This window comes from Kovacikia sp. CALU 1929 (genome assembly GCF_056784235.1).
This window is the reverse complement of record NZ_JBXBCF010000067.1, coordinates 1-25,027: the sequence shown is the minus strand read 5'-3', so window position 1 is coordinate 25,027 and position 25,027 is coordinate 1. Positions and strand designations below refer to the sequence as shown.

Annotated in this window: 23 protein-coding genes; 10 read left to right on the top strand and 13 right to left on the bottom strand. The window is 50.0% G+C overall.

The features are described from left to right. The first annotated feature begins 53 nt into the window (after window positions 1-53). A complete protein-coding gene (locus AC1S52_RS14690) occupies window positions 54-683 on the top strand; it encodes a CPP1-like family protein (RefSeq protein WP_482029770.1) in 630 nt (209 codons plus the stop codon). 249 nt (window positions 684-932) lie between these two features. Next, window positions 933-1,850 carry a helix-turn-helix domain-containing protein gene (locus AC1S52_RS14685; protein WP_482029769.1) on the top strand — a complete coding sequence of 306 codons (918 nt, stop codon included), beginning with the start codon at window positions 933-935 and terminating at the stop codon, window positions 1,848-1,850. Window positions 1,851-1,856: 6 nt separating this feature from the next. On the opposite strand, the gene AC1S52_RS14680 is transcribed toward AC1S52_RS14685, so the two are convergent. From AC1S52_RS14680 to AC1S52_RS14655, 6 genes are all read right to left on the bottom strand, one after another. Further along, a complete protein-coding gene (locus AC1S52_RS14680) occupies window positions 1,857-2,141 on the bottom strand; it encodes an HU family DNA-binding protein (RefSeq protein ID WP_482029768.1) in 285 nt (94 codons plus the stop codon). A gap of 326 nt (window positions 2,142-2,467) precedes the next feature. Beyond that, a complete protein-coding gene (locus AC1S52_RS14675) occupies window positions 2,468-3,103 on the bottom strand; it encodes a vWA domain-containing protein (RefSeq protein WP_482029767.1) in 636 nt (211 codons plus the stop codon). Window positions 3,104-3,194: 91 nt separating this feature from the next. Beyond that, window positions 3,195-4,790, bottom strand: coding sequence for an NAD(P)H-quinone oxidoreductase subunit 4 (locus AC1S52_RS14670; RefSeq protein ID WP_482029835.1), 1,596 nt, complete (start codon window positions 4,788-4,790; stop codon window positions 3,195-3,197). Window positions 4,791-4,920: 130 nt separating this feature from the next. Continuing rightward, window positions 4,921-7,008: an NAD(P)H-quinone oxidoreductase subunit 5 gene (locus tag AC1S52_RS14665; protein ID WP_482029766.1), complete on the bottom strand. Its 2,088-nt coding sequence runs from the start codon at window positions 7,006-7,008 to the stop codon at window positions 4,921-4,923. A gap of 396 nt (window positions 7,009-7,404) precedes the next feature. After that, window positions 7,405-7,866 carry a DUF3531 family protein gene (locus tag AC1S52_RS14660; protein WP_482029765.1) on the bottom strand — a complete coding sequence of 154 codons (462 nt, stop codon included), beginning with the start codon at window positions 7,864-7,866 and terminating at the stop codon, window positions 7,405-7,407. Window positions 7,867-8,055: 189 nt separating this feature from the next. After that, the gene (locus AC1S52_RS14655) at window positions 8,056-9,000 is read right to left on the bottom strand and encodes a Sll0314/Alr1548 family TPR repeat-containing protein (RefSeq protein WP_482029764.1); all 945 of its coding nucleotides are present in this window, start codon (window positions 8,998-9,000) and stop codon (window positions 8,056-8,058) included. 375 nt (window positions 9,001-9,375) lie between these two features. On the opposite strand from AC1S52_RS14655, the gene AC1S52_RS14650 reads away from it, so the two are divergent. Then, window positions 9,376-10,038 carry an ABC transporter ATP-binding protein gene (locus AC1S52_RS14650; RefSeq protein ID WP_482029763.1) on the top strand — a complete coding sequence of 221 codons (663 nt, stop codon included), beginning with the start codon at window positions 9,376-9,378 and terminating at the stop codon, window positions 10,036-10,038. Window positions 10,039-10,169: 131 nt separating this feature from the next. On the opposite strand, the gene AC1S52_RS14645 is transcribed toward AC1S52_RS14650, so the two are convergent. Beyond that, a complete protein-coding gene (locus AC1S52_RS14645) occupies window positions 10,170-10,892 on the bottom strand; it encodes a cyclase family protein (RefSeq protein WP_482029762.1) in 723 nt (240 codons plus the stop codon). A 127-nt stretch (window positions 10,893-11,019) separates the two neighbouring features. On the opposite strand from AC1S52_RS14645, the gene AC1S52_RS14640 reads away from it, so the two are divergent. Next, the gene (locus AC1S52_RS14640) at window positions 11,020-11,898 is read left to right on the top strand and encodes a formylglycine-generating enzyme family protein (protein ID WP_482029761.1); all 879 of its coding nucleotides are present in this window, start codon (window positions 11,020-11,022) and stop codon (window positions 11,896-11,898) included. Window positions 11,899-12,176: 278 nt separating this feature from the next. On the opposite strand, the gene rbsK is transcribed toward AC1S52_RS14640, so the two are convergent. Beyond that, window positions 12,177-13,106, bottom strand: a complete 930-nt coding sequence (rbsK, locus tag AC1S52_RS14635) for a ribokinase (protein WP_482029760.1) — start codon at window positions 13,104-13,106, stop codon at window positions 12,177-12,179. An 87-nt stretch (window positions 13,107-13,193) separates the two neighbouring features. Continuing rightward, window positions 13,194-13,688 carry a DUF427 domain-containing protein gene (locus AC1S52_RS14630; RefSeq protein WP_482029759.1) on the bottom strand — a complete coding sequence of 165 codons (495 nt, stop codon included), beginning with the start codon at window positions 13,686-13,688 and terminating at the stop codon, window positions 13,194-13,196. A gap of 162 nt (window positions 13,689-13,850) precedes the next feature. Here AC1S52_RS14630 and AC1S52_RS14625 point away from each other — a divergent pair, with 162 nt between their 5' ends. After that, window positions 13,851-14,276 carry an NUDIX hydrolase gene (locus tag AC1S52_RS14625; RefSeq protein WP_482029758.1) on the top strand — a complete coding sequence of 142 codons (426 nt, stop codon included), beginning with the start codon at window positions 13,851-13,853 and terminating at the stop codon, window positions 14,274-14,276. A gap of 124 nt (window positions 14,277-14,400) precedes the next feature. On the opposite strand, the gene AC1S52_RS14620 is transcribed toward AC1S52_RS14625, so the two are convergent. Further along, window positions 14,401-15,393 (bottom strand): ribose-phosphate pyrophosphokinase, encoded by a 993-nt coding sequence (locus AC1S52_RS14620; RefSeq protein ID WP_482029757.1) that lies wholly within the window; start codon window positions 15,391-15,393, stop codon window positions 14,401-14,403. Window positions 15,394-15,856: 463 nt separating this feature from the next. On the opposite strand from AC1S52_RS14620, the gene AC1S52_RS14615 reads away from it, so the two are divergent. From AC1S52_RS14615 to bioD, 3 genes are all read left to right on the top strand, one after another. Next, window positions 15,857-16,315, top strand: a complete 459-nt coding sequence (locus AC1S52_RS14615) for a GatB/YqeY domain-containing protein (protein ID WP_482029756.1) — start codon at window positions 15,857-15,859, stop codon at window positions 16,313-16,315. A gap of 250 nt (window positions 16,316-16,565) precedes the next feature. Beyond that, window positions 16,566-19,058, top strand: a complete 2,493-nt coding sequence (locus AC1S52_RS14610) for a protein kinase domain-containing protein (RefSeq protein WP_482029755.1) — start codon at window positions 16,566-16,568, stop codon at window positions 19,056-19,058. A 47-nt stretch (window positions 19,059-19,105) separates the two neighbouring features. Then, on the top strand, window positions 19,106-19,786 hold the full coding sequence (bioD, locus tag AC1S52_RS14605; RefSeq protein ID WP_482029754.1) for a dethiobiotin synthase: 681 nt from the start codon (window positions 19,106-19,108) through the stop codon (window positions 19,784-19,786). 272 nt (window positions 19,787-20,058) lie between these two features. Here the strand turns inward: bioD and AC1S52_RS14600 are convergent, their stop codons facing one another. From AC1S52_RS14600 to AC1S52_RS14590, 3 genes are all read right to left on the bottom strand, one after another. Continuing rightward, entirely contained in the window at window positions 20,059-21,330 is a 1,272-nt protein-coding gene (locus tag AC1S52_RS14600) for a hypothetical protein (RefSeq protein ID WP_482029753.1), read from the bottom strand. Window positions 21,331-21,581: 251 nt separating this feature from the next. Further along, entirely contained in the window at window positions 21,582-21,740 is a 159-nt protein-coding gene (locus AC1S52_RS14595) for a hypothetical protein (RefSeq protein ID WP_482029752.1), read from the bottom strand. 140 nt (window positions 21,741-21,880) lie between these two features. Further along, a complete protein-coding gene (locus tag AC1S52_RS14590; RefSeq protein WP_482029751.1) occupies window positions 21,881-23,308 on the bottom strand; it encodes a helix-turn-helix domain-containing protein in 1,428 nt (475 codons plus the stop codon). Window positions 23,309-23,891: 583 nt separating this feature from the next. Between AC1S52_RS14590 and AC1S52_RS14585 the strand changes: the two genes are divergently transcribed. Beyond that, complete coding sequence (locus AC1S52_RS14585) at window positions 23,892-24,227, top strand: NfeD family protein (RefSeq protein ID WP_482029750.1); 336 nt, start codon at window positions 23,892-23,894, stop codon at window positions 24,225-24,227. Between the two features lie 374 nt (window positions 24,228-24,601). Then, window positions 24,602-24,808, top strand: a complete 207-nt coding sequence (locus AC1S52_RS14580; RefSeq protein ID WP_482029749.1) for a hypothetical protein — start codon at window positions 24,602-24,604, stop codon at window positions 24,806-24,808. Window positions 24,809-25,027: the final 219 nt, after the last annotated feature.

The following is a 25,027-nucleotide window of genomic DNA, read 5'->3' as shown; positions in this document are numbered from 1 at the left end:
GTGAACAGGTAGCAGACTAAGTTAGCTTGGTAGATAAGGTGGAGTAACCGGCAATGAATGGTCAAAATCCTTACGAACAGCTTGGGGTAACAGAAGCTTCTAGCTTCGAAGACATTCAAAATGCTCGAAATCGTCTGTTTACAGAACATCAAGGCGATCGCAAGCAACTTGAGCAGATTGAGGCTGCCTACGATGCCGTCTTAATGGATCGTCTGCGACTACGGCAGGAGGGCAAAATCAAGGTGCCGGATCGAATCCGGTTTCCCGAAAAAGTGGTTCAGGCGGCTCCCAGTCCAGCACCAATCCAGCCGCCCGCTGGTTCTGGTTGGTTGCAACGATTGATCGATACCCCTTCCCGTGTGGATATTTTGTTGCCAGCTGGGATCCTGGCAACCCTCTCAGCACTAGTTCTCTTTGTGCCTGGTGACAGCCTTCAACAGACGGCTCAGGTGGCTCTAGTCCTGGGAGTTGGCTCCAGTTTTTACTTTCTATTTCGCAAAGAGCGCAAGTTTGGGAGAGCCGTGTTGCTCTCGCTGGTGGGTATGGTGCTGGGTCTGGCAGTGGGGTATGGTTTGATGATCGTCCTCCAGGCTCCCCTGAAAGGACTGGGGATTGAATTAGAGGCGTTCAACCTGACCGTAACCTTTTTTGTTCTTTGGCTGATTAGTAGCTTCTTGAGGTAATACAACGCTTGAACTGCTGGCACAGAGCATGGCAGGAATTACCAGACGCAGTCAAGGGCAGAACAAGCGCATTCAATTACCAACTCCCTGACCTTTTCAAATCTAAAGGTCAATGGCTTTACATATCTTCACGCCTTTCCCTATGATACTGACGGTGCGAGAATCTATAGCATTGCAGTAACCAGTAAAGCGGCAGTGAAATACTCTCGTTGCAGTTAAAGTAGAGCCTTTAAGACGGCAGGAAGGCAGATGAAAGGATTAAGTAGCAGTCAAATCGAGAAACTGATGCAGATAGCCGATTACCTGCGTGAAGAACGGGAAAAACGAGCTATCTCGCTGGAGGAAATCGCCATTAAAACGTTCATTCCATTACGGTTGCTCCAAGCTCTCGATGAAGGTCAGATAGAGCGTCTGCCAGAACCCGTCTTTGTGCAGGGGTTCATTCGTCGCTATGCTGATTCGCTTGGGTTCGAAGGGATGGCACTGGCAAAAAACTTTCCGGTAGAACCGCCAACAACTGAGCCGTCAGCCATCCCACCGGAACGCAAAAGCAATGCTCTTCCTTTAGAAGATCCTGCCAAGGAGCCGACACCGATCAACCCACCCAGCCCTCTTCGGACTCCCGCCAACACCCGTACTAGCGGTTTGCCTATGTCCTATACCCCCTATGTGCTGGCTGGCTCGGTTGCCATCCTTGTGCTGGCAGTGGGAGGGTTTGGGCTTTTTCGATCTCTAAACAGAAACCCCTCTCAGGATAAACAGACAGAGGCGATCGCAGCCAATCAATCCCCCAAGGCTGTACCCTCTTCCCCATCGACCCCACAAGCTCAGGCAACTCCCTCCCCTTTACCCGAAGTGCCCCAAACACAAGCTTCATCAAGCAACTCACCGATCCAGGTTGTGATCGACTTGAAAGACGGTGACTCCTGGATGGAGATAGTTGTTGATGGCAAGACTGAATTTGAAGGCACTCTGAGACAGGGCACTCAGCAAAGCTGGACAGCCCAAAATGAACTGGTATTGATTTCTGGTAATGCTGGAGCGGTTTATGTAACTTACAATCAAGGTGAGAAAACAAAACTGGGTTCCATTGGACAGGTGAGAGAAATGGTGTTCCCTCCCAAAGGAAACACGTTTAGCCAGACCAATACCCAAACTAGTCAGTAGAAACGACTATTTCTTTGACTCCAGCACTTTTTCCTTAAACAATTTGCCAGCGCTAAATGCGGGCACTCTGGTTGCAGGAATTTTGATGGGTTTGCCGGTGGAGGGATTGCGTCCTTCCCGTGCCTGACGGTCTCTTGCTTCAAAGGTGCCAAACCCAACCAGCGTAACCTTATCTCCGCTGGCGACCGTTTCCAGAATGACTTCGAGCATGGCTGTCAACACAAGGTCAGCATCTTTCTTGGTGACGTTGGCTTTGGCAGCGATTTGATCGACGAGTTCGCCTTTATTCATCTAAGAACCTCACAATGATTGCTGTGATTATACTTGAGGCTTTTAAAAGTGCAACAAATTAATTACTTAATGAAAAACACCTGGCAGACTGCGGCATAAGTTTTGGCACCCTTTGTTCAGCTAGTACGGAGTGCGGCTTAGGTCAGCGTAATTTCCGTCCGTGAGTTCTAGTGCAGTTTCAAATTAAATTTGACAGGTAGTGAATACCCAGGAAGGTAGTGAGGATTAAATTTTGATGGGTTGCAGACCCATCAAAATTTTCCTGACGGAACACTAGTGACGATTAAGGTATTCTGCCTCAGCCCGGACCGGATTAATCTTGTGAGTTAATCTCGAATCACATCGAGTAGGAAATCGGTAAGGGTGTGGGGCTGAATTTCTTCCAGCGGTCGGGTCGTAACTATGTCAAACTGGGCACCTGCGGATTGGCGTAAATTTTCATCCAGGGATTCCAGAAACCCCCTGGTAATGATGTCGTCTCCAACCTGAGCAAAGCCAATGCCCAACTCGTGGTCAGAGTCCATTTTTTGGGTTGCATCGACAATGGTTTTGACAATTGCCATGCGATCGCTCGGTTCCCCATCAATCAGCACAACGATAATCTCGCCATTCGGTTTCGTCTGGTTGCCAGCTTTGCGGGCAAAGTAGTCATCCAGGGCAGCTTGCAAGCCTTCTAGCAAGTTAAGCGCCTCTGGTGGGTAATTTTCATTAAAGATTTGCCCCAGTTGCTCAGAGTTGACCTGTCGGTAGGGTTTGAAGGCACCTTGAGGGTAGTCTTTTGAGGAGATGTAAATTGTAATGCCATCCGGATCCAGTGCCTCACAGCGTTGGGTTAGGGCAATGATCGCATCATGAGCAGCGTTCCAGCGATCGCCAAACCCGGGTGGTGTAATGGTTACACTGGGTACAGTCTTCGCCACAATGACCGTATAGTCCCGGTCTTCTAATATCGGCTCAGGCATAAAATTCCCTCTCAATTCCGAGCTATTTTATACTGAATATCCCTGACCTCTTCAAAGAAGCCAGGGATCATAAAGCAAACAAGATAGCCCCTTACTGAATTGAAGGCGCTTTTAGTGACTCTAGATTTAAGGTTTGCATCGCAACGGGTTTTGCTGGTGCAGGTTGATCAAGGCTAGGAAGGCTGTTACGCAATCGCTCCGTTAAAGCGACTGTTTTCGCATCATAAATTTGGGTCAGTAGCTTTGGATAAAATCCAAATCCGATAATTGGGATCAACAACGAACCAATGATAAAGATCTCACGGGGTTCTGCATCCACAAGCACTTCATGGGAAGTGAGGTCTTTATTTTCGGGTCCATAAAAAATTTCCCGCAGATTGGATAGCAGATAAATGGGTGTCAGGATAACTCCAACGGCGGCTAAGACAATCACAATTACTTTGAACGTGGGGCTATAGGCATCGCTTTGAGCGAAACCAACAAATACCATCAGTTCTGCCACAAAACCACTCATTCCCGGAAGTGCCAGAGATGCCATTGAACAAACCGTCCACATGGCAAAGATTTTCTTCATCTTCTGCCCAACGCCGCCCATCTCATCCAGCATCAGAGTGTGAGTGCGGTCATAGGTTGCCCCGACCAGGAAGAAAAGGCTTGCCCCAATCAAACCGTGGGAAACCATTTGCAACAGCGCTCCACTCAAGCCGAGGTCAGTGAAGGAGGCAAATCCAATCAGCACGAACCCCATGTGGGAAATAGAAGAGTAGGCAATCTTGCGCTTTAAATTTCGCTGGGCAAAGGAGGTTAGTCCAGCATAGATGATGTTAACTACTCCCAAAATCACCAAGGCTGGTGCAAAAACCGCGTGGGCATCGGGCAGCATGCCTGCATTCATCCGCACCAAGGCATAGCCACCCATCTTCAGCAGAATGCCTGCCAGCAACATGTGTACTGGAGCAGTCGCTTCTCCGTGGGCATCGGGTAACCAGGTGTGCAGGGGAATGATAGGCAGCTTTACGGCATAGGCAACCAGAAAGGCAGCGTACATCCAAAGTTGAAATGTAACCGTGTAGTCCTTCAGCGCTAGTGCCCCCATATCGAAGGTAACGGTGTCTCCATAGAACGCCATTGCCAGCGCCGCTACCAGAATGAACAGAGAGCTACCGGCTGTATAAAGAATGAATTTGGTTGCCGCATACATGCGCTTTTTGCCGCCCCAAATTGCCAGCAGTAAATAAACCGGAATTAGCTCTAACTCCCACACCAGGAAGAACAGAAGCATGTCCTGGACGGCAAATACTGCAATCTGACCGCCGTACATTGCCAGAATTAAAAAATAAAACAAACGCGGCTTTAGCGTGACAGGCCATGCTGCCAGAATTGCCAGCGTGGTGATAAATCCGGTTAGCAAAATGAGCGGCATGGAAAGCCCATCTGCACCAACGGACCATTTCAGGTCGAGCTGGGGAATCCAGTTATAGCTCTCAACCAGTTGCAGATCGGGGCTAGAAGTGTCGTAGCCGGTATAAAAAGCGTAGATCAGGATGACAAAATCAATCAGTCCAATGACCAGGGCATACCAGCGGACAGTTTTGCCGTCTTTATCTGGTAGAAAAGGAATCAGCAGGGAGGCTGCGATTGGAAACAGGATGCTCGTCGTTAGCCAAGGGAAATCAGCAGTCAGCATTGCAGCGTCTAGTTGTTGTTGGTTAGTGATCAAAGGAATTGACCGGGCAATTCGCTGTTAGCTTCTAGTCATCAGTTGCTAAAGAATTGTATCGGTCTCTAACAACGAACAACGAACCACTAACAACTTCTTAAGTAATGCCGGAGACAATAACCAAGCCGAGTACGGCAGCAAACACAATCAGGGCATAGAACTGGGCGCGACCGTTCTCAAAGTACTTCAGCACTTCGCTCGTTAACAGTGTCACCAAACCAGTCAGGTTGACTACCCCATCTACAACTTTGTAGTCCACTTCAAGTACCTGACGTGCCAGTCGGCGGCTACCCAATACGAAGACATTAGAGTAAATGTCATCGAAATACCATTTGTTCTTTGACAGTTGGTAAAGGGCGGGAATTCTGGCGGCGATCGCGGCTGGGTTAATTTTCTTTCTGAGATACATCAAGATCGCCAGGGTGATTCCGATGAGTGAAATCCCAACGGAGCTACCTCCCATCAGTAGAAACTCAGTCAGATCAAAGTGGGCGGCTTCTTCTGCCAGATCAAACACTTCTCCCGGTGGGTGAATGAAACCCTCAAAGTAGTTTGCAAAGGGAGTTCCAACCAAACCAATCAAGATAGAGGGGACTGCCAGCAACATCAGCGGCAGAGTCATGGCAAGCGGCGACTCATGGGGAGTACTGCTGTGGTGATGCCCATGGGAACCGTGATCCCCTGTATCGTGTTCGTGGGCTGCGTCCATCGTCAGTTCCTGGCGGTTCATCGCCCCTGGACCCATGGAAAGCCCCATGTCTTGAAGCTGCTCTAGTTTGATGGTCTTGCGGACTGAATCATCGGTACCCCGAAACGTTCCTTCAAACGTCGAGAAATACATACGGAACATATAGAAAGCTGTAATCCCTGCGGTGAGCCAGGCAATGAACCACATGGCTGGGTTCGCCTCATAGGTTAAACCAATAATTTCATCCTTAGACCAAAACCCGGCAAAGGGAGGGATGCCACTGATTGCCAGGGTGCCAATCAAGAAGGTGATGGCAGTAATAGGCATGAACTTTCGCAAGCCGCCCATCATTCGCATGTCCTGAGCGTAGGCTGGATCGTGCCCCACGACCCCTTCCATACCATGAATGACGGAACCTGAGCAAAGAAATAGCATGGCTTTGAAGTAGGCGTGGGTCATGAGATGAAACATCCCGGCAGCATAACCGCCAACTCCCATACCCATGACCATGTAACCCAGTTGAGACATGGTGGAGTATGCCAAGCCCTTTTTGATGTCGTTCTGGGTAATGGCGATCGTCGCACCGATAAAAGCAGTCGCGGTTCCGGTCCAGGCAATCACGGTCATCACGGTTGGAATGTCCTCAAACACCGGAAACATCCGGGCAATTAGAAACACTCCAGCAGCCACCATGGTGGCTGCGTGAATCAACGCCGAGATAGGAGTCGGACCTTCCATCGCATCGGGTAGCCACACATGCAGTGGCACCTGAGCGGACTTTGCTACCGGACCCAGGAAAACCAGGATGGCAAGCAGGGCAGCCAGCGCGCCGCTTAAAGCACCAGACTCAACCAGTTGCTGTAGGCGATCGCCAATCACTTCAAAGTCAAAACTGCGGGTCGCCCAGTAAAGCCCTAAAATGCCCAAGAGCAACCCAAAGTCCCCGACCCGGTTGGTTACAAAGGCTTTCTGACAGGCATCAGCCGCCGCTTTGCGGTCATACCAGAAGCCAATCAACAGGTAGGAACACATCCCCACGAGTTCCCAGAAGATGTAAACCTGAACCAGGTTAGGACTAATCACCAACCCCAGCATGGAGGAGGTAAACAAACTTAAATAGGCATAGAAACGCACATAGCTGGGATCATGAGCCATGTAGCCATCGGTATAGATCATCACCAGGAATGCCACCGTGGTGACGATGACGAGCATGAGTGCCGCGAGATGATCAACGGTGTAGCCCATGCTGAGGTGGAAGTCTCCCGCCGATGCCCACTCAATCATGCGAATGTAGGGTTCGTGTCCCTGGTACTGGCTCCAGAAAAGGGCAAAAGACAGTACCATCGCCGCTCCGCAGAGGGAGACGATGAAAATTGAGCTGGGTTTCCTCAGTTGATTGGTTGCCTTATTAAAGGAAATTAGTCCCGAGCCAACTATCATGGCACCCGCCAGCGGCAGTACCGGAATTAGCCAGGCGTATTCGTAAATTGGTTCCATGGCTGATGCCTACGTTTAAAGTTCTTCACACGGTTGAGAAAACCGTTTACATTGTGACACACGCCTCAGGACAAACTGTCATGCGCGAACACAAGATTTTAATTTTCACGGATTAGCATTCCCGAAATGAACCAGTAAAGCGATCGCTTGAATTATCAAGTCATTTTGGGGGTGACATTGACTTAAACCGCACCAACTTAAGAAACCCGTAGTTTTCCTTGGAAAAACCTCCAGTTCTCAACTTGGATCAGGTTTAGAACTGAATATTGACAACATTCAAACGTTGGCGGACTGCCCAAACTGATGGAATGAGCACTGTTAAGCACCACGAACAAGCTTGAGCAACGCAGAACTATGCCCAAGGCTATAAATCTCCTGACCGTTCAACGTCTTCCTTTAGTTGTATTCGTTCTCTAAAGCGAAACTGGATTGGCGATCGCGCCCGGGCACCTGCCAATCCTCATTTTCACCGCCAATAATCAGCTTTTCAAGGTTGACATAGTCCTGGCTAAACTGGCGCAGCGCATTAATTAATACGTCTACAGCAATTCCATCACTCGTTCCCAGGTCAAACCAGCACCTTGCCCAGGTGCCCTCGTATTCCACGTCAGCCATATTATGCATCAGTGCCGCCAAGCTATTATCAGCGGTACTTTCGTCATATTCCATATAGCTGATATCAATGCCGATGTCTTGCACCTGGAGGTTTTCAGCATTAAAACCACCCAACTTTCCCAGGAAAAACCAAGAATTAAACACCTCCTCCAGATATTGTTTTTCCATCTCGGAAGGGACTACGGTGAACTCGATCCAGATCCAGAGATTAAAGGGGTCAAACTCGCGAAATTGCACCTGCATTGGTTAGCCTCCGCTGAATCAAAGAGAAACCGATTGGGCATCTGGTAATCGACAAATTGGAAATAGCACACCCAGATCCCCGGCTTCTTTCAGAGAAACCGGGGATCATTATGGGCGCAGAGATTTTTAGTTTAATCGGGTCTATCGCATTAGATTGTAAAGAAAAGCTGAGGTTCTACAGCATGGCAATCACTTGCCAACATTGGCGATACGCCTGCGGGTGCGATCGAGTTCGCGGGTAATTTGCCTGACCAGGGCTGGCGGTAACTGCTCCTGATCTTTTAATGCCCGTTCGAATAGGGGAATACTGCCCTGATTATTACCCTGCTTCACCAGGATTTGAGCCTTCAGGTAGTAAAGCTCTGGATTGTCGGGTGTGGCTTGAATAGCGCGATCAACTGCCTCCAATGCCTGAGTGGGTTGGTTGAGGTCACGGTAGGCAAGTGCAATGCCACGATCTGCCAGGTAAGCTGGTTTGGCATATTGCTTAAGACGGTCGATCGCCTGGGAAGGGCTTGAGAAAGGCAGGTTCATTGCGATCAGCAGTTCAATGTAACCTTTAACCAGGTTGAGTTCTGGGTCGCTCGGAGATTGCTTTTCGGCGGCATCCAGGTATCTGAATGCCTGCTGGACTTCACCCAATCCCTGAGGCATTCCCTTAACGGTTCCATCTTTAAGCACGGCGTAACCAGCACTGAGAAAGTGGCTCACCGCCAGGTAAAGGTTGCCCCGCAGTGGGTCTTTTCCCAAGGCTGCCTGGGCAGTCGTGCGGGTCTGGTCGGTGTAGGAGCGAAACTCTTCCAGCAAGGCAGCTTTTTGGGGGGGATCTTTCTCTCCCTGCCAGTCAATGTAAGCCAGAGACGCTTTCATGGCAGGGGTCATGGGTTCACTGGCATCTGCCTGCTCCAAGTGTTTTTCGGCGGCGGGATAATTGCCCTGCTCAAAGAAAGCCCGAAAAGCTTTTTCGGTGGGTTCTCCAATCGGTCGAGCGTCACTGCTACGAAACGGGTCTTTAGCCAGGGAAGGGTTTGCCCAAAGGCTGAGCGACACTAAAGTTGCACTGGCAACACTGAAGACCGCTTTGAGAGGAGTATTTGAATTAACCCGCTGAGACATGGTGAACCAATTCGTCATAGTTTATGTCCTGGTCAATCTGTCCTGGTCAATTAAGTCCAACTACCTAATACTAAGCCGCACCAATTTAGTTTGGCATCCCCTGAGCATGTCTGTAGCAATCCTCATTTAAGCGAAGTGCATCCCATTAAGACGGGGTGTAGGGTGTAGGGTGTAGTAGAAGCACTGAGTTAGAAAAACTGCCCACCCATATGGAGTAGGCAGCTTGGTCTCACAAAGCCAATGGAGGTTTAGAGGACAAATCAGTAGACGGTATTTCCCATGTCATGTTCCAGGCTGATCCTTTAGCTTTTAGCCTTTGCCTACCCTGCGGGAACGGCAAAGCTTTACAGCCTTCGTCTTTCAACCTTACATTCTTTAGCCTTCATCCTTTCCATGCTTTACATCCGCAACCTGACCTACCATCCCGCCGCCAGCCAGAAACCAATTTTGAAAGCGGTGAATCTGGAGATTGCACCGAAACAGATGGGGCTGGTGATTGGTCCCAGCGGTTCAGGCAAGACGACGCTGCTGGAAATTTTAGCGGGACTGGCAGAGAAAACTTCTGGGGATATCTACTGGCGGGAGCAGGAATTGAACACTCTCTATCTTCAACAGTTGAGTGGGCTGGTGTTTCAGTTTCCGGAGCGGCACTTTTGCGGCGGCACGATTCTGGAGGAGTTACGGCTGGGGCACCCTGATATCAGTAGCGATCGCATCCAGGAGGCTCTGAGTGAAGTCGGTCTTTCCCAAATGCCCTTGAGTACTTCTCCCAACTCCCTTAGTGGGGGACAGCAGCGGCGGTTAGCATTTGCTGTACAGCTCATCCGGCAACCCCACTTGTTATTGCTGGATGAACCAACCGCTGGTCTGGACTGGTCGATGCGGCGGCAGTTGGTGAATTTACTAGCAAAATTAAAGACCCACTGGAGTTTGCTAATTGTCTCCCATGATGCGAATGAACTGGTTGAAATTGCTGACCAGTGCTGGACACTTAGCCACGGGGATCTGGTACCTGCCAATATAGAAACCCTAAAAGCCCAGAGTGAAAAAGCATGATCTCTTGTTTAGGAAACCTACAATCGTTTCCCTTATATGAGCCACAGGCACACCCATCACTCATCTTCCCATTCACCCATCCACCCTTAACTGTGGTTTACTCATCTAAAAACCGCTCATGTTTGGGGATCTTAAGGAACAAGTGCCACGACTGAAGCTGGAGAGCCAGAGCCGTTTTTTAAGCGAAGAATACCTATTACCAGCGTGGTTCCTGTAGCTGGCAACTGATTGAGGTTGGTCAGGTTTTCTAAAACAATGCCATTTTGGGCTAATACTTGCTGGTTGGTGGTGAAGATACTGTCCCCTCCAGGGTCAGCGCCGTGGGTATCGATACCAACTCCAGCGATCGCCCGCTCTGCCAGCAAAAAATGAGTTGCGTCTCCACTGAAGCCAGGAAAATGATGCTGACCTTCCAGATCTCGGCTAAAAAAGGCAGTTGGGTCACTCCATTTTGCCTGCCAGCCAGTATAAAGCAGCACTAAATGACTGGCTGGAATTGTTCCATACTGCTGTTCCCAGGCGAGAATATCAGAGATAGTCAGGCAATAGTCTGGGTTCGTAACAGCCTGTGCCTGAACATCCACGAGAATGGCTGGGGCAATCAGGGCTTCGGCGGCATAAGCATCAATTCCTACCCCATTGGTAAAAAAGCTGTTTGGGGCATTCATGTGGGTACCGCTATGTTCACCCATCGAGAAGCGACGGAGGTAGTAGCCATCAGAAGGGATCTGGGCGATCGCCTCAAATTCCACTGGTGGATCCCCTGTCCACAATGGAATGTGCGGATGAATTGGATGGCTCAGATCGACGACACGACGGTAGTGGATCGTTTTGTGTGGATAGTTCACTGACATACAAATTCACTCAGTTCACTGACATACAAGCTCACTGGCATAACAGATTGACCAACGTACAGGTTGACCGCCATACAATGCTTGAGAGTTTGCCAATGTTTGAATGGTCTTAAACTATCAAACACCGATGCCTAATTTCTCTAGGTTTGATTTTGAAACCCTTACCGTAGACATCTATGGTCAGGCGCAGGAACGGCAGCCCCATTCTGCTCAATGCTTGCTGCAAGATTTAGGAGAGGGGGTTGTGCTGGAACTGGTGTCAATTCCAGGGGGTACATTCTGGATGGGTGCGCCTAAAGCTGAGGAGGGTTGGCATTCCAGCCAGTCTCCCCAACATGAAGTCGCGATCGCCCCCTTTTGGATGGGGAAGTACCCCGTGACTCAAGCCCAATGGGGTGCCGTAGCTGCCCTGCCCAAAGTCAACCACTCTCTTGTACTCCAGCCTTCCTGTTTTGATGGCAAAAACCGCCCGGTTGAACAGGTCACCTGGCTGGATGCCGTTGAATTTTGCGATCGGCTGTCTCTCTTTACCGGACTCACCTACCGTCTCCCCACCGAAGCTGAATGGGAATATAGTTGCCGTGCCACGACCCAGACCCCTTTCTGCTTTGGCGAAACCATCACCACAGAACTCGCTAACTACTCTGGTATTGACTGGGAATTTGAAAGTCGGATTTGCAGTAAAGGCTCCTATGGCAAAGGACCTATCGGGGGAGATCGCCGGGAAACGACCGAGGTTGGCAGCTTCCAGGTCGCCAACCGATTTGGGCTATGTGATCTACATGGCAACGTGCGGGAGTGGTGCCAGGACTGCTGGCATCCTACTTACGAAAATAGTCCACCAGACGGTAGTGCCTGGGTAAATGATGGCGACTGCACCCAACGCATCCTCCGAGGCGGTTCCTGGAATAGTGGACCCCGCTCTTGCCGTTCCGCCGCCAGAGGCAAAATGGAATCCGATGCCAGCCTCTACGACATTGGTTTTCGCGTAGCCTTGAACTTATAGCAAATGGGTAATGGGCAGGGGTAATAGATGATTACCGCTTGCCACTAAACCACTGACCATTACCGCCTCTGGTAGGTCGTATCCTCCTTTGAGGCGATCGCAATCACTGTCTTTTTATCTCGCCAGTAAAACTCCCACGGTTGAAATCCTTGAAATTGATCAGAATCAATCTCAAGTTGGGAGCCAGGGCAATCTGGGGAGCTTGTAAAAAACTCTGGCGAGAGTTATAAGCAGCCTACATTTTTTGCGGCTTCCTCAGGCACACAGAAATTTTCTGGTTATTCCACTCCTCTCTCTGCCAGAAAAGCGTCAAATGTGGGGCGATCGCTCATCGCTGCCTGCGCTCCTACTTTCGTTACTGCCAGTGCTCCTGCTGCCGCTCCCCACACAACTGCCTGCCGTAAAGATAACCCTTCAACCAGTGCTGCCACCAGCCCTCCGGCAAACGCATCCCCCGCTGCAACGGTATCGACCGCATCGACCACAAACGCTGGGACAAAGAATGTCCCACCAACAGCAGCACAAAAGGCTCCTTGTACCCCCAGCTTGATAATTACCGTATTTGCTCCCTGCTGCCGTAGGACATCTGCCGCTCTTGCTGCCGTCTCCAGATCATTGACTGAAAACCCCACCAATTGACTTGCCTCTACCTCATTCGGCAACAGAATATCCACCAGTGGATACAAATCAGCAAGCTGAGTAGTCTGTACGGGAGCCGGATCCAGAATTACCTGAACCCCTACTTCATGAGCTGCCCTTGCTGCTGCACGCACAGCCGATACCGGCACTTCAAGCTGCAATAGGAGGGCATTTGCTTGAGGCAATAGCCCTTTTAACCGATCCACATCCTCTGCCCCCATCTGTCCGTTTGCCCCCAACACCCCAATAATCTGGTTCTTACCCCCATCGGCAACTGTGATGACGGCAACCCCGGAATGATCATTCTCATCCACCAGCACAGAGTCCGTTTGCACTCCCGCCGCCTTCAGTTCTGCCAGCAATTCTCGCCCAAACGCATCCGCCCCAACCCGCCCAACCATGTGAGTTGGAACCCCTAATCTTGCCAGGGCAACCGCCTGGTTAGCCCCTTTTCCCCCCGGTGTTGTGAAAAAATGGGAACCCAGAAGAGTCTCCCCAACCCCCGGCAGTCGAGGTGTTCGGGTTACCAGATCCATATTGATGCTGCCAAAGACAATGACGGACACCATGCAAGCTCCTGTGAAAGGCAAAAGGTAAAAGTCAAAAGGCAAGAAATTTCATCCTTTATCCTTCCTCTTTCATCCTTCCTCTTTCCCCTACCACCCCTCACTTCCCGGTTCTCCCTTAAACGGTCCCACTATATCGCTGGTGATCCAACCGCCGTAAAACTGACCTGGCTGTGGTTCTACCTTTTCTCCATCCACATAGCAAGCATCCATTGGCCCGGCATAGAAGGCAACGTGGTTTCTAAGGGTGGCAAACGTATGGGCAGGTTCTGGATAGTACCAGGCAACGTTATCTACCCGCCGATCGCCGACAGCAAGGTGGTAATAGGTGCCATGCCCTTTCCATTCGCAGAATGTGGTGCGAGGGCTGGGAATTAGATAGTCATGCTTGATGTCTTCGGGCGGGATGTAGTAAGTGGGCGGATGACTGGTTTCTAGTACGCGCTTTGCCCGTCGGGTATCGGCGATCGTCACCCCGTTAAAAATGACTTGAATCTGTTTGTCAGTTTCCTCTAACCGGGGCGGGCGGGGATAGTCCCAAACAGATTCCTGTCCGGGTTTGGGGGGAATGGGGTTTGGTTGCATGAGAAAATGGCTCTATCGAACAGTTGCCCCTCAATGTATAGCAGGTGATAGGCAACGGACAACAGGCAGATAAATTACTTCGTCTTTACTAATTTCCTCTGTCCGAAACTCCACTTTCCTGACCTGTAGCTAAAGGACTGTCGCTGAGTGGAAGATTTCTCTATGCAAAACGACCGAATTCGTACCATTGTGTTGGGTGTGGTCAGAGATGGCGATCGCTTGTTTGTCAGTGAAGCCTACGATTCAGTCAAGCAGGATACCTATTACCGTGCCCTTGGTGGCGGCATTGAATTTGGTGAAACCAGTTTGGATGCTCTTAAACGAGAATTCTGGGAAGAAATTCAGGCAGAACTAACGAATATTCAATACCTTGGCTGTCTGGAAAATCTGTTTACCTGTAACGGAAAACCAGGGCATGAATTGGTTCAACTTTACCGCTGTGATTTCGTTGACTTCAGGTTCTATGAGGCAAAAGAAACCCTTGTGACCGAGGGCAAAACTACGGCGATCGCCTACTGGATTCCTATTCAAAAGTTTGCGTCAGGAGAACTGCGGCTCGTCCCTGAACATTGTCTCGACTATCTCTAAATCTCGACTATCTATGAAATTAGGGTGTGGGGTAAGGGGAGCAGTATAGAGTAAAAAATTTAGAGTAAAGAAATGAATATCCTTGACTTTTAACTCTCAACTCCTGCTCCCGCCACCCGATTCTTTACCGAAACATACTGCTGACCGAACTATCTTCATGAATTCGCCAGATCGTCTCACCCAATAGATTGGCAACAGAAAGTACCGTCAATTGAGGAAATCGGCATTCTTCACGAACCGGAATTGTGTTAGTCACAATGACTTCTTCAAACAAACCACTCGACAGGCGATCGATCGCCGGAGGAGAAAACACGGCATGGGTGGCACAGGCGTACACCTGACGGGCACCACTTTCTTTTAAGATTTTGGCTGCTTCCAAAATTGTCCCCGCTGTATCGATCATGTCATCGACCAACACCGCAGTTTTGCCTGCCACGTCCCCAATCACATTCATCACTTCTGCTATGTTGTGCGCTTGCCGTCGTTTGTCAATAATTGCCAGGGGGGCATCATCTAACTTCTTTGCAAACGCCCGTGCCCGTGCTACTCCACCGACATCAGGGGAAACCACCACAAGGTCAGCCAGTTGTTTGCTGGAAAGATAGTCAATCAGGATTGGAGAGCCGTATACATGGTCAAGCGGAATATCAAAATACCCTTGAATTTGGGCAGAGTGTAAATCCATTGCCAACACCCGATTGGCTCCTGCCTGGGTAATTAAATTCGCCACTAGCTTGGCACTAATCGACTCTCGACCAGCGGTTTTCCGGTCTGCCCTGGCATAGCCATAGTAGGGAATGACTGCCGTAATTTGCCTTGCAGAGGCACGACGACAGGCATCAACCATAATCAGCAATTCCATCAGGTGATCATTCACCGGACGGCAGGTCGGCTGTAGCAGATAAACATCACAGCCTCGAATCGACTCTTGAATCTGAATGTACAGTTCGCCATCGGCAAACCCTTTGCGTACCATCGGTCCCAGATCCATTCCCAGGTAACGAGCCACCTCCTGAGCCAGGGGAACATTGGCTGAACCAGAGAGCAGCCGCAGACGATTATTGTCAGTCAGGGCTGGCAGAGTTGGCTGAGGTGTAAGAGTTGCAGAGCGAATCACGGCATGCCCTCGAACGCGTTCAACGCAATATTATCATTCAGATTTGGAATCATTCGCCTGAAAAGTTTTATGATTCCTTATAACAAAATGAAGGTTATATGAAATTCCATTCAAAAAAATTTGAATTTGATCTACTTTCTAGCAATTAATTGACCCAGATTGCAGAGTAATTCCACAGTATTCTGTTGTCTTAGCAAAATCTATCCGTGAGTTTGCGTAAGTTCGGCAACCACTGTGGGGGCAAGTGTCGGGTGTCAGATGCCAGGTGTCGGGTGTTAGGTGTTGGGTCTCAGGTATCGGGTGTCAGGTGTCAGGAATTACAGCTAGCTTAGTAATAAGCGATGGGCTACTGGGTAGCCCAGATCTCCGTTGTCTTGTTGAGCTTAATGAAATTGATGCCACAATCCTCCCAAACACCGGGGGATGGAGGGTATCGCACACCATTACAAAGGGTAAAAAGCTTATGAGTTTAAAGGACCAGGTTACAGAGGATATTAAAGCGGCAATGAAAGCTGGGAATAAGATTCGTCTGGAAACCGTTCGCAGCATTAAAAAAGCAGTGTTGGAGAAGGAAGTTGCTGTACGCCCCTCTGGTCAGGAAACCTTAACAACTGACCAGGAAATGGAGGTGTTGGTTCAATTAGCGAAACAGCGCCGGGACTCGATCGCCCAGTACCAGCAAGCAGGACGTACTGATCTGGCAGACCAGGAAGCCCAAGAACTTGCCATTCTGGAGGAATATTTGCCTCAACAACTTTCAGAAGCAGAAGTCAGTCAGGCGATCGATGAAATCATTGCCCAGACTGGCGCAACCGCTCCCAAAGATATGGGTAAAGTCATGGGAGCAGCGATGCAGCAACTTAAAGGCAAAGTAGATGGCAAGAAAGTGCAAGACATGGTGAAGGCGAAATTGGCAGGATAAGAAGTAGGAGTCAGGAATTGATAGGTGGTAGGGGAAAGAGGTGTGAGGTGTGAGGTGTGAGGTGTGAGATTAAGTCCTTTGGTCTTCACCTATTGTTCATAAACTCTCAACCTTCATCTTTCAATGCTCACTCCCAACCCCAAACTTTCAACCCCAAACTTTCAACTCTCAACTCCCCGCCCCCTTCCACCCCTGCGATCCTCTTCCTGTGAGGCTAAAATGGCTATTGCCAGGGAATTTCGTACCGACTATGCGACCACCTCTTCCAACCGGAACCATTCTGCAAAACCGTTATCGTATTCTCAGCGTGCTGGGGCAAGGGGGGTTTGGGCGCACCTACCTGACAGAAGACCAGGGGCGGTTTAACGAACTCTGTGCCATGAAGGAGCTAACCCCAACCGATGGCGGGGGATATGCTCTAGAAAAATCAAAGGAACTGTTTCTCAGGGAGGGACAGACTCTTTACCAGATCCAGCATCCTCAAATTCCTCAGTTTCGGGCAACGTTTGAGTTTGAGCAACGCTTGTTCCTGGTGCAGGACTATGTGGAGGGTCCGACCTATCGCCACATCCTTGAGCAGCGTAGATCCCAGGGGTTTACCTTTTCTGAAGCAGAGGTGAAACAACTGCTGCTGCAATTACTGCCGGTTCTGGCACACATCCATAGTAAAGGCATCATTCACCGGGATATTACTCCAGACAATATTATTCTGCGGGAACGCGATCACCTCCCTGTTTTGATTGATTTTGGTGTGGTGAAGGAGCTGGCAACCCGTTTTCAGGAACCGGGGGCAGTGTTGCCAGACACGTTAGACCCCAGTACAACCGTGGGGAAGGTTGGTTATGCGCCTCCAGAGCAAATGCACACAGGCAGGGCGTATCCATGCAGTGACATTTATTCGCTGGCGGTGACTGCTGTTGTGTTGCTGACTGGGCGAGAACCCCAGGAACTATTTGATGATTCAACCTTGACCTGGTACTGGCAGCGTTGGGTGTCCGTTAATCCGGGGTTGGCTCAGATTGTGAATCAGATGTTGAGCTATCGACCGGGCGATCGCTACCAGAGTGCGGCTGAGGTACTTCAGGCATTTCAGTCCTCAGCCCCCATCTCCCAACCTCAGGTATCCTCCGTATACTCCCCGGTTACAACCTATCAACAAGTCCCTCAAACACCAGATATTTCCCGTTCAGCCACGATGCCCGTAGGGCGTCCAGTTGACTCTAGAAGCGTTTCGGATAGTCGTCCGGTTCCCGTGATTGAGGAACCGCGCAGTTCAATTTGGGATGACCCCCTAGCCGTCATGGCACTGGGTTTGGGGTTGGTGCTTTTGACGGGAATTAGTTCGTGGGCGATCGTGCGCGCAGTCCTTACCCCCAATCAGCCAGATCCCATCATCACCGCCAGTCCGACTCAGACCATTACTCCTAGTCCCAGTCCCTCGCCCACTGCAACACCGACACCCACACCCACTGCACCGGCTACCACCACCCAACGCCTCGACATTGCAACCGATACAAAAGTCATTCAAAACGGTACTTTGCAGGCAAATGAAACTATGACCTACATAGTGAATGGGCAGCAGGGTGAGCAATTAAGCGCTTTGATTAGTGGTGAAGGAATCTTAATGAGTGTTTTGGGACCAGACCAGCAACCCCTGGGCGATGCATCGCAACGAGTCTCTTACTGGCAAGGGTCGCTGCCTTACTCCAGTGATTATTACGTTCAACTCCGACCGATCGCTGGGGTGAACCGGAGCGATTACCGATTAGAAGTCAGCTTAAAGCAAACTCCCGAACCTTTACCTAGCCCTACGCCGGATCCTCCCTATCCGCCCCCCGTTCCACCCGCTCCTCCGATTGAGACTGAGCGAGTTAGTTTTGCACCAGGAAACACCGGCACCGTCGTTACAAGTCGCGCCACTCCAAATGTGATTAAGCGGTACCTGGTGAATGCAAGGCAGGGACAGGTTTTCAGAACCAGGGTTCGGAGTGGGGCAGTAACGCTGAATATTCGTTACCCCAGTGGACGAGTAGTTGATCGTGCCTCTAACGTGCTGTCTTGGGAATCGGAGTTACCTCGCAGTGGTGACTACATGATTGATGTGGTGGCATTCCAAAATACCCGATTTGAATTGGATATCAGCGTGCGGGATCTGCTCAGGAATGACGGCAATAACACGAGCTTTTTCCGTGACTTCTGGAATCGGTTTCGTCCTGGCTATCAACCGAGGCGAGAACAGGGAAATTCTGAGCGTCCCCGCTACCCTCAACCGCAAAACCCTGGACAGGAATCTTCTTTTCCCAAGCGAGAACAGGGAAATTCTGATCGTCCCCGCTACCGCCAACCTCAAGATTCAGGGCAGGAGTCAACCCGCCCCAGGCGAGACCGAGAAACCGTTGATCGTCCTCGCTACCGCCAGCCTCAAGATTCAGGGCAGGAGTTAACCCGTCCCAGGCGAGAACGGGAGACCGCTGAGCGTCCTCGCTACCGCCAGCCTCAAGATTCAGGGCAGGAGTTAACCCGTCCCAGGCGAGAACGGGAGACCGCTGAGCGTCCTCGCTACCGACGAACCCAGGATTCAGGGCAGGAGTCAACTCGTCCCAGGCGAGAAAGGGAGACCGCTGATCGCCCTCGCTACCGTCAACCCCAAGATTCAAGACAGGAATTTCCTCGGTCAGGTGGTGAAAGAGAGGCATCCGATCGCCCCTCCTCTTCGCGCAGAGAAAACAGGGGTGAGGTTTGAGATAATGGCAAACAGGTATTGGACAGACATCACGGGATGAAACGACTTTGAACGCACTTTTGATTACCGGAACTGACACCGATGCCGGAAAGACTGTTTTAACCACCGCCCTGGCAGCTTATTGGCAGACCTATTGTTCAGGGCGATCGCTGAGAGTGATGAAACCGATCCAATCGGGAATGGGCGACTGTGAACTCTACAGTCGTCTATTCGATCTCAACCCGGATGAGGTGACCCCGCTTCGGTTTGAAGCCCCCTTAGCCCCCCCGATTGCTGCCGAGAAGCAAGGGCAACGGGTTGAACTGGAAAAAGCCTGGCAGACATTTGAAGCCCTGCGCCATCGCTACGACTATGTGCTGGTAGAAGCACTGGGAGGATTGGGTTCTCCAGTAACCCATGAAACCACAGTGGCAGATTTAGCCTGGGATTGGCGGTTGCCAGTGGTGCTGGTAGTACCCGTCAGGTTAGGGGCGATCGCCCAGGCAGTTGCAAACGTTGCCCTGGCTCGGATGTCCCGGATTCACCTGAAAGGGATTGTGCTCAATTGCGCCCAACCCTGCTCAGAGGAAGACATTGCTAATTGGACACCTCCCAAATTAATTCAATCCCTTACGGGCATTCCAATCCTGGGATTGATTCCCTACCTGACCGATCCTACAGATTTGGAAAAATTGGCTAAAGTGGCTTCTAACCTAGACTTGGAACGAATGTTGCCCCTCAATTTTTAATTAGTAGACTGTGGCAGAAGTTCGTATACCGATCTGCCTTCACCCTAAGTCCCTGTGTCAAACGATATTACGGTGTATACCAAGTCGAGGGTGAAGGAGGTAGGGAACTGCTTGATCGAGGACTTAGTGAAGCATTCGTCAATTTCTTCCCTCCATAAAACCTCCTCTCGACAATAAGTATAGAAGGGAAGATATTTCTCCTCCAAGCTTCTAGCTTGGAACGAGTGTTGGTCAGAATTTTTTCCAGCAAAAGGACACAAGAATTTTGATTCCTAAAATAAGTTCACCCAGGAAAAATCTGCCCGACCAAAGTGAACACTAAACGCCACCATCAAATTTTCCAGACACTCTACCAGCCACTCAATTTCGCCTCTCACTTTTGTTTCATAGTGTTTTAGCATCACGGCAAACCGTCGCGCCAGGTGGGCTTTAATCATATCTAAGTTGGACTTCATTTCCCGGCAAAGCAGCACGATTTTGAGCAACAGACCAATCGTAAAGGTAGACCCCAGAATGCTGTTGAGATCCACAAAGACAACGTGGTGATTGGGGCGGGTAGGGCTGGCAACCAGACACTCAAGTAGTTGCCCGCAGGTTTGTACCAGCAGAGAATGGTTGGGTCTCAGGTTGTCACTCTGAGGCAACGTGGATTGCAGTTGCTCAGCTAACCAGCGGTTAAAGTGATGCTTACCGTAGTCGGGTTTTTCGGAGTGGAGAATGGAAGCCGTCAGGTAGTCGTACATCTCGCGCTTCACATCCCGGTAGGAGGGTGCTTCCTTACTGTATGCCACAAATTGGCGTGCCAGATCCCTGTAGGAGTGGGACCCTTCGGCTTTGCCAACGAACTTTTTAACCGCCATTTCTACCTGATTCGGGCTAAGTAGGGTCGGATTTTTGACTTCAACCGCTTGGGCACTGGAAGACCGACGTAGCCGATAGGTCATGTAGAGATTCAAGTCCTGTTCAAACTGGCGCTCCCTGGCTTCCTGGATTTGTCTGACTGCTTGCTGCCCGGTTTCGCTACTATCCCAGTTCAAGATGCAATAGGGATAGAGGTAGGGATAGCGGGGAATGAGGTTTCGGATCGGCTCATTTTGAGGTGCGTTAGCCACATCGGGAGCTTTTTCTACGATGCGTGCCCGATCTTGTAATTCAGCGTACTGCTCAGTCTGGGTAAACTGCCTCAGCAAGTCTCGCAGACGATGGGCAATAGGAGAATTTCTTGCCACCGAGTAGGGCGGACTGAACAGATTTACAAGTTCGGTGGTTGCCTGCCGCAGTTCGGGATGCAACCACCAGTAATTGATCAGAATGTAACAGCAGCGATTGAGAATGAGCGTAAATTCTTGCTCCGCCCAGGGAGAAGCGGCAATTCGGTGAAGCGCTGACTGGATCTGTGGGTTGGGGTAGTCTAATCCATCGACGAAAAGATAGCGAAATCGTTCAACCAGATCGGCTGGGTCTTCTTCTTTTCTAAGTTCTAGCAAATGGTTATAGAGGGACTCGGAGTCGAACCTGAAGTGCCGATACAAATAGTCTGACATGGAGATGCCTACCTTGAGTCACAGGGGTGTAGAGGACGGAGAGGGCGCGATCGCAGACCACTGATGAGAGAACAGTCAACCGTAGAAGCTAAAAGCAAAGTCTAAATCGCTACTTAATTTTGCTTGCTGAAAATTATAAGATTTCTGGGGTTTATGAAAAGGCTAAATCAGGGACACTTGCTGAATTGACCACCAATTTACAAGCGGGCTGAACATTACTGGAGTTTAACTTTTGGATCCTCAAAGGGTCATTACTTCTGAGCGAACGTTTGCTGCCCCCCAGCCTGAAGATGAATGGTCGGGAGCGACTGATGGGAAGCACCTGTGGTACTTTGGGCAGCCCCCATCTGGTAAGAAAAGGCAATAACGGCAGCAGTGGCTAGAATTGCCCGATGAAAAAAAAGATTCATAGGTTTTCTCCATTTGAGGTGAAGCGGGTGAACTGAAATCGTCTGTTCACTTAGATCTATCTCTGGCGGAAGAAGAACTTATGCAAACTGGAAAGTATTGGGCACACTGGCAGAATTAACTCTATCTCCGCCTGCAACCACTAGATTGCCCCTGATTTCTGACTTCTCAACACGTATTCCATCATCAGCGGATGCAACGAGTAGCGGGAAGAGTCAAGTTCTATCAGCGATCGCCGCAAAAGCGACTGCAACCCCTCCTGTAGCTGCATGCGGGACAGGGGTTCGACCAGGGATTGAATAGCGGTCACTTCAGCCGGCTCGTGATAAGTTGCCAGACAACCTAAAATGGTTCTTTCCAAGTCTGATAATCGCTCAAACTGTTGGTTGAGGACTTCACACAGTTCACCAAAAATGGGAGTTTCCTGCTCAATTTCGTTCAGGAAGCGAGTCACCTCGCCGTCAAACACTTCCCAAACCCTGGTGGCAATCACATTTAAAGCCAGGGGATTGCCAACATAGCGGCGGATCAGGGTATTCCAGTCGGACTCAGAGCCGGAAAACGATCCCTTGGCAGAGAAAATTTGTCGGCAGCCCAGTTCCCCTAATCCCTCAAGCTGGTAAGAACGGACGGGACGGGCTTCCCCTTCCATGCGGGCAAAATCTTGGGGTTTCTCGCGACTGGTCAGCAGGAAACAACTTTGATGGGCGCTGCCTCCAATCCGCAGCAGCAGTTCACCATAGGTTTCATAACCCGCTTTATAGGAACTGTAGTGAACACCCCCCTGTAAAATCGACTCAAACCCATCCAGCACAATCAGACAATGATGATGGCTCAGGTGGTGCATCAACTGGGACAAATCACTCCCTGTATTCTGCTGGTTTGAAAGAAACTGGTTCAGGTCTGCCACCAGTTCATCCAGAAAGGGCGGACGGTGCAAAGATCGCCAGCGACGGAGCGATCTCCAAATCACGCAATCAAACTGATCCCTAACCTGCTGCGCCAGTTTCACCGACAGATCGGTTTTGCCAACTCCACCCACGCCATAGAGTGCAATCAGGCGACATCCGTTGAGGGTCACCCAATGCTTTAATTCTTCCAGTTCCCGCTTACGTCCACAGAACTGCGATACATCGGGGGCAAAATCCCAGTCCTGCCGGGTTGTGACATCTACCCAGGGGCTGTCTTCTTCAACCTCAGGGGTGGGTGAACTCAAGGGGGAGGGTATCGGCTGGGACTGGAGGGACTGGATTGGACTGGGCTGTACCAGGGGCTGAGCGCTGGGATCACCAGTGGATGGCAATTGGCGGGTTTGCGATCGCTCAACGGGTCCTTGCAGGTTTTTCTTGGTCACCTCTTCACCCAACACTTCAGTGAGTTGGTTCCACAGGGTAGGTCCCACATCTTTGGTAATGTACCCCAGACTGCAACCCGGACAATCCCGACGAATTTCCTTATAACTCTTACCCAACCAGGAACCCCGAAACACAGCTCTTTGCACATCATTAAGCCGTCTTCCCCGCTGGGCAAACAACTCCTCGATATATCGGAGGGCGTCTTCAACATGCATGGATGGAACACAGTAGATGCTTTCCCTTAGTTTACGGCTGAACTTTCCTGAACTTTCCTGAACTTCTGGAACTTTTCCGTTTTTTCCTCTAAATAGAAAAGCAGAGTTTTTCGCTTCAACGGATTGAAAAAAACAGGAATTTCCTGACGTAGGCGCAGGTGAAACTAAGAACATCGGTATTTGAGGAATCAACATCCATGTTGAAAATGGTTGCAGTGCTATGCCCCCATTGGCTGGCAGCCCCACCAGCCAAATCACTGTAACCGTTGGCTGAGCGCTGCAGAGGGTTTGAGTCACTAATGAACGCTCAAACCCTGTTCAGCCAAAACAGAGCAACCAAGTATTACAGGACTTGGGGCGATCGCCTGGGACTGTACTCTGGTTCTGCGATCGCTGGGTATTAGGACATCCCCTCTAGTACTCACACTCAGAGGTCTGGATACGCTGACCGACTTCGCCCTCCGACTCTGCCCCTGATTGAACCAGAGGTGTCAAACTAACACCGAAGTCTGCTAGTTGCATAAGTCAACAGTCACTGCCTGTATGTAGGCAATAACAACCGTGTTAATTCAGGAGAGCATCCATGCTAAAACTTCGCTGCTGGCTCAAGCATGTCCTGACTATCTTGATCCAGGAACTGGCTGATACGTCCCAACTTCCCGTCAATGAAGCGGGATCAGTTGACAACTATAGCGACGATAAACGTGAAGCGATTGTGACCCAGTCAATTAGACCTGGAAGAACAGGACAGGTGAAATTCAAAGGATCGTGGTGGAATGCCCGCTGTAGCTGGGATGTTAATCTCCTGGAAGGACAAATCGTTTATGTCATAGACCGACGCGACAATACCCTCTACGTTGAGCCTGGTTTAAAACCTATCCAAAAACTTACTGAATTTAGTCCTGAGTTCTGTAGTTAAGGCTGTCAGAATATAGCGGTTCCCAGGCGAGTGCGGTTACAAACTAATTTTAAAAGCCCTTACTGAATCAGCAGCTTTACCGTACACACAAATGGGAATTGCTATAGGCTCTGAAGTGAACCCCTCAATGCAAGAACAATGATCCTGTGAGACTACCCCTGGGGGTAATGGTAAAACCAGGTCGCATCTTTAATGATCAAAAGTAAAGGATTTGTTGGTGAATGGCAGGTGACGGGCTTATTTTGAAGCCTATCTAAACAGCCTTAACTGCGAAAAACAAAAATAATAGACCCTACCAGTTTCAGATAGGTTAACCCAATTGTTTGCCGTGAAGTAAGCGGGCTATTCCCCCTAGCAACAAGAGGATGATCATCATGTTTAAATTTGTGACAAAAGCAATTAAGTATTACTTGCTTGGGGTGTTTGGATTTACGGTCGCCTGCTGGCTGGCTGGTATTGTTGGAGCTATGCCCTTGATCAATCCTTTTATGCCGATGTTTGGTGAATGGATTTTTCGCCTGCTGGCATTCATTCTCTGCCTGATGGCAACGGCTGCGGTGGTTGAATCTGTGCGGCAATAGCTAACTCCAAAGATTCTTAGCTGAGTCTACGGCGCTCTGGAATACTCTCTACTAAAAAAATCGAAAAGTTTTGCACCGTAGCGATTGTCTTGAAAGTCAAGCGGAAATGAAAAATTGATGGGATTGAGATTTGAGCAGGACAAAATAGATTGCTCAATCCTCTTCTATTGAGCAACCAAAAGGTAACAACCAAGCGTGAGTCCATTTAACTAGGATTGG

What these genes read in the sequence shown, in the direction of transcription:
- AC1S52_RS14590 (WP_482029751.1), bottom strand. Translation starts at nt 23,308, where the DNA reads ATGCATGTTGAAGACGCCCTCCGATATATCGAGGAGTTGTTTGCCCAG.
- AC1S52_RS14585 (WP_482029750.1), top strand. Translation starts at nt 23,892, where the DNA reads ATGCTAAAACTTCGCTGCTGGCTCAAGCATGTCCTGACTATCTTGATC.
- AC1S52_RS14660 (WP_482029765.1), bottom strand. Translation starts at nt 7,866, where the DNA reads ATGCAGGTGCAATTTCGCGAGTTTGACCCCTTTAATCTCTGGATCTGG.
- AC1S52_RS14625 (WP_482029758.1), top strand. Translation starts at nt 13,851, where the DNA reads ATGCAAAACGACCGAATTCGTACCATTGTGTTGGGTGTGGTCAGAGAT.
- AC1S52_RS14580 (WP_482029749.1), top strand. Translation starts at nt 24,602, where the DNA reads ATGTTTAAATTTGTGACAAAAGCAATTAAGTATTACTTGCTTGGGGTG.
- AC1S52_RS14670 (WP_482029835.1), bottom strand. Translation starts at nt 4,790, where the DNA reads ATGCTGACTGCTGATTTCCCTTGGCTAACGACGAGCATCCTGTTTCCA.
- AC1S52_RS14655 (WP_482029764.1), bottom strand. Translation starts at nt 9,000, where the DNA reads ATGACGAATTGGTTCACCATGTCTCAGCGGGTTAATTCAAATACTCCT.
- AC1S52_RS14610 (WP_482029755.1), top strand. Translation starts at nt 16,566, where the DNA reads ATGCGACCACCTCTTCCAACCGGAACCATTCTGCAAAACCGTTATCGT.
- AC1S52_RS14675 (WP_482029767.1), bottom strand. Translation starts at nt 3,103, where the DNA reads ATGCCTGAGCCGATATTAGAAGACCGGGACTATACGGTCATTGTGGCG.
- AC1S52_RS14640 (WP_482029761.1), top strand. Translation starts at nt 11,020, where the DNA reads ATGCCTAATTTCTCTAGGTTTGATTTTGAAACCCTTACCGTAGACATC.
- AC1S52_RS14690 (WP_482029770.1), top strand. Translation starts at nt 54, where the DNA reads ATGAATGGTCAAAATCCTTACGAACAGCTTGGGGTAACAGAAGCTTCT.
- AC1S52_RS14630 (WP_482029759.1), bottom strand. Translation starts at nt 13,688, where the DNA reads ATGCAACCAAACCCCATTCCCCCCAAACCCGGACAGGAATCTGTTTGG.
- AC1S52_RS14685 (WP_482029769.1), top strand. Translation starts at nt 933, where the DNA reads ATGAAAGGATTAAGTAGCAGTCAAATCGAGAAACTGATGCAGATAGCC.
- AC1S52_RS14615 (WP_482029756.1), top strand. Translation starts at nt 15,857, where the DNA reads ATGAGTTTAAAGGACCAGGTTACAGAGGATATTAAAGCGGCAATGAAA.
- AC1S52_RS14600 (WP_482029753.1), bottom strand. Translation starts at nt 21,330, where the DNA reads ATGTCAGACTATTTGTATCGGCACTTCAGGTTCGACTCCGAGTCCCTC.
- AC1S52_RS14680 (WP_482029768.1), bottom strand. Translation starts at nt 2,141, where the DNA reads ATGAATAAAGGCGAACTCGTCGATCAAATCGCTGCCAAAGCCAACGTC.
- AC1S52_RS14595 (WP_482029752.1), bottom strand. Translation starts at nt 21,740, where the DNA reads ATGAATCTTTTTTTTCATCGGGCAATTCTAGCCACTGCTGCCGTTATT.
- AC1S52_RS14665 (WP_482029766.1), bottom strand. Translation starts at nt 7,008, where the DNA reads ATGGAACCAATTTACGAATACGCCTGGCTAATTCCGGTACTGCCGCTG.
- AC1S52_RS14645 (WP_482029762.1), bottom strand. Translation starts at nt 10,892, where the DNA reads ATGTCAGTGAACTATCCACACAAAACGATCCACTACCGTCGTGTCGTC.
- AC1S52_RS14650 (WP_482029763.1), top strand. Translation starts at nt 9,376, where the DNA reads ATGCTTTACATCCGCAACCTGACCTACCATCCCGCCGCCAGCCAGAAA.
- rbsK (WP_482029760.1), bottom strand. Translation starts at nt 13,106, where the DNA reads ATGGTGTCCGTCATTGTCTTTGGCAGCATCAATATGGATCTGGTAACC.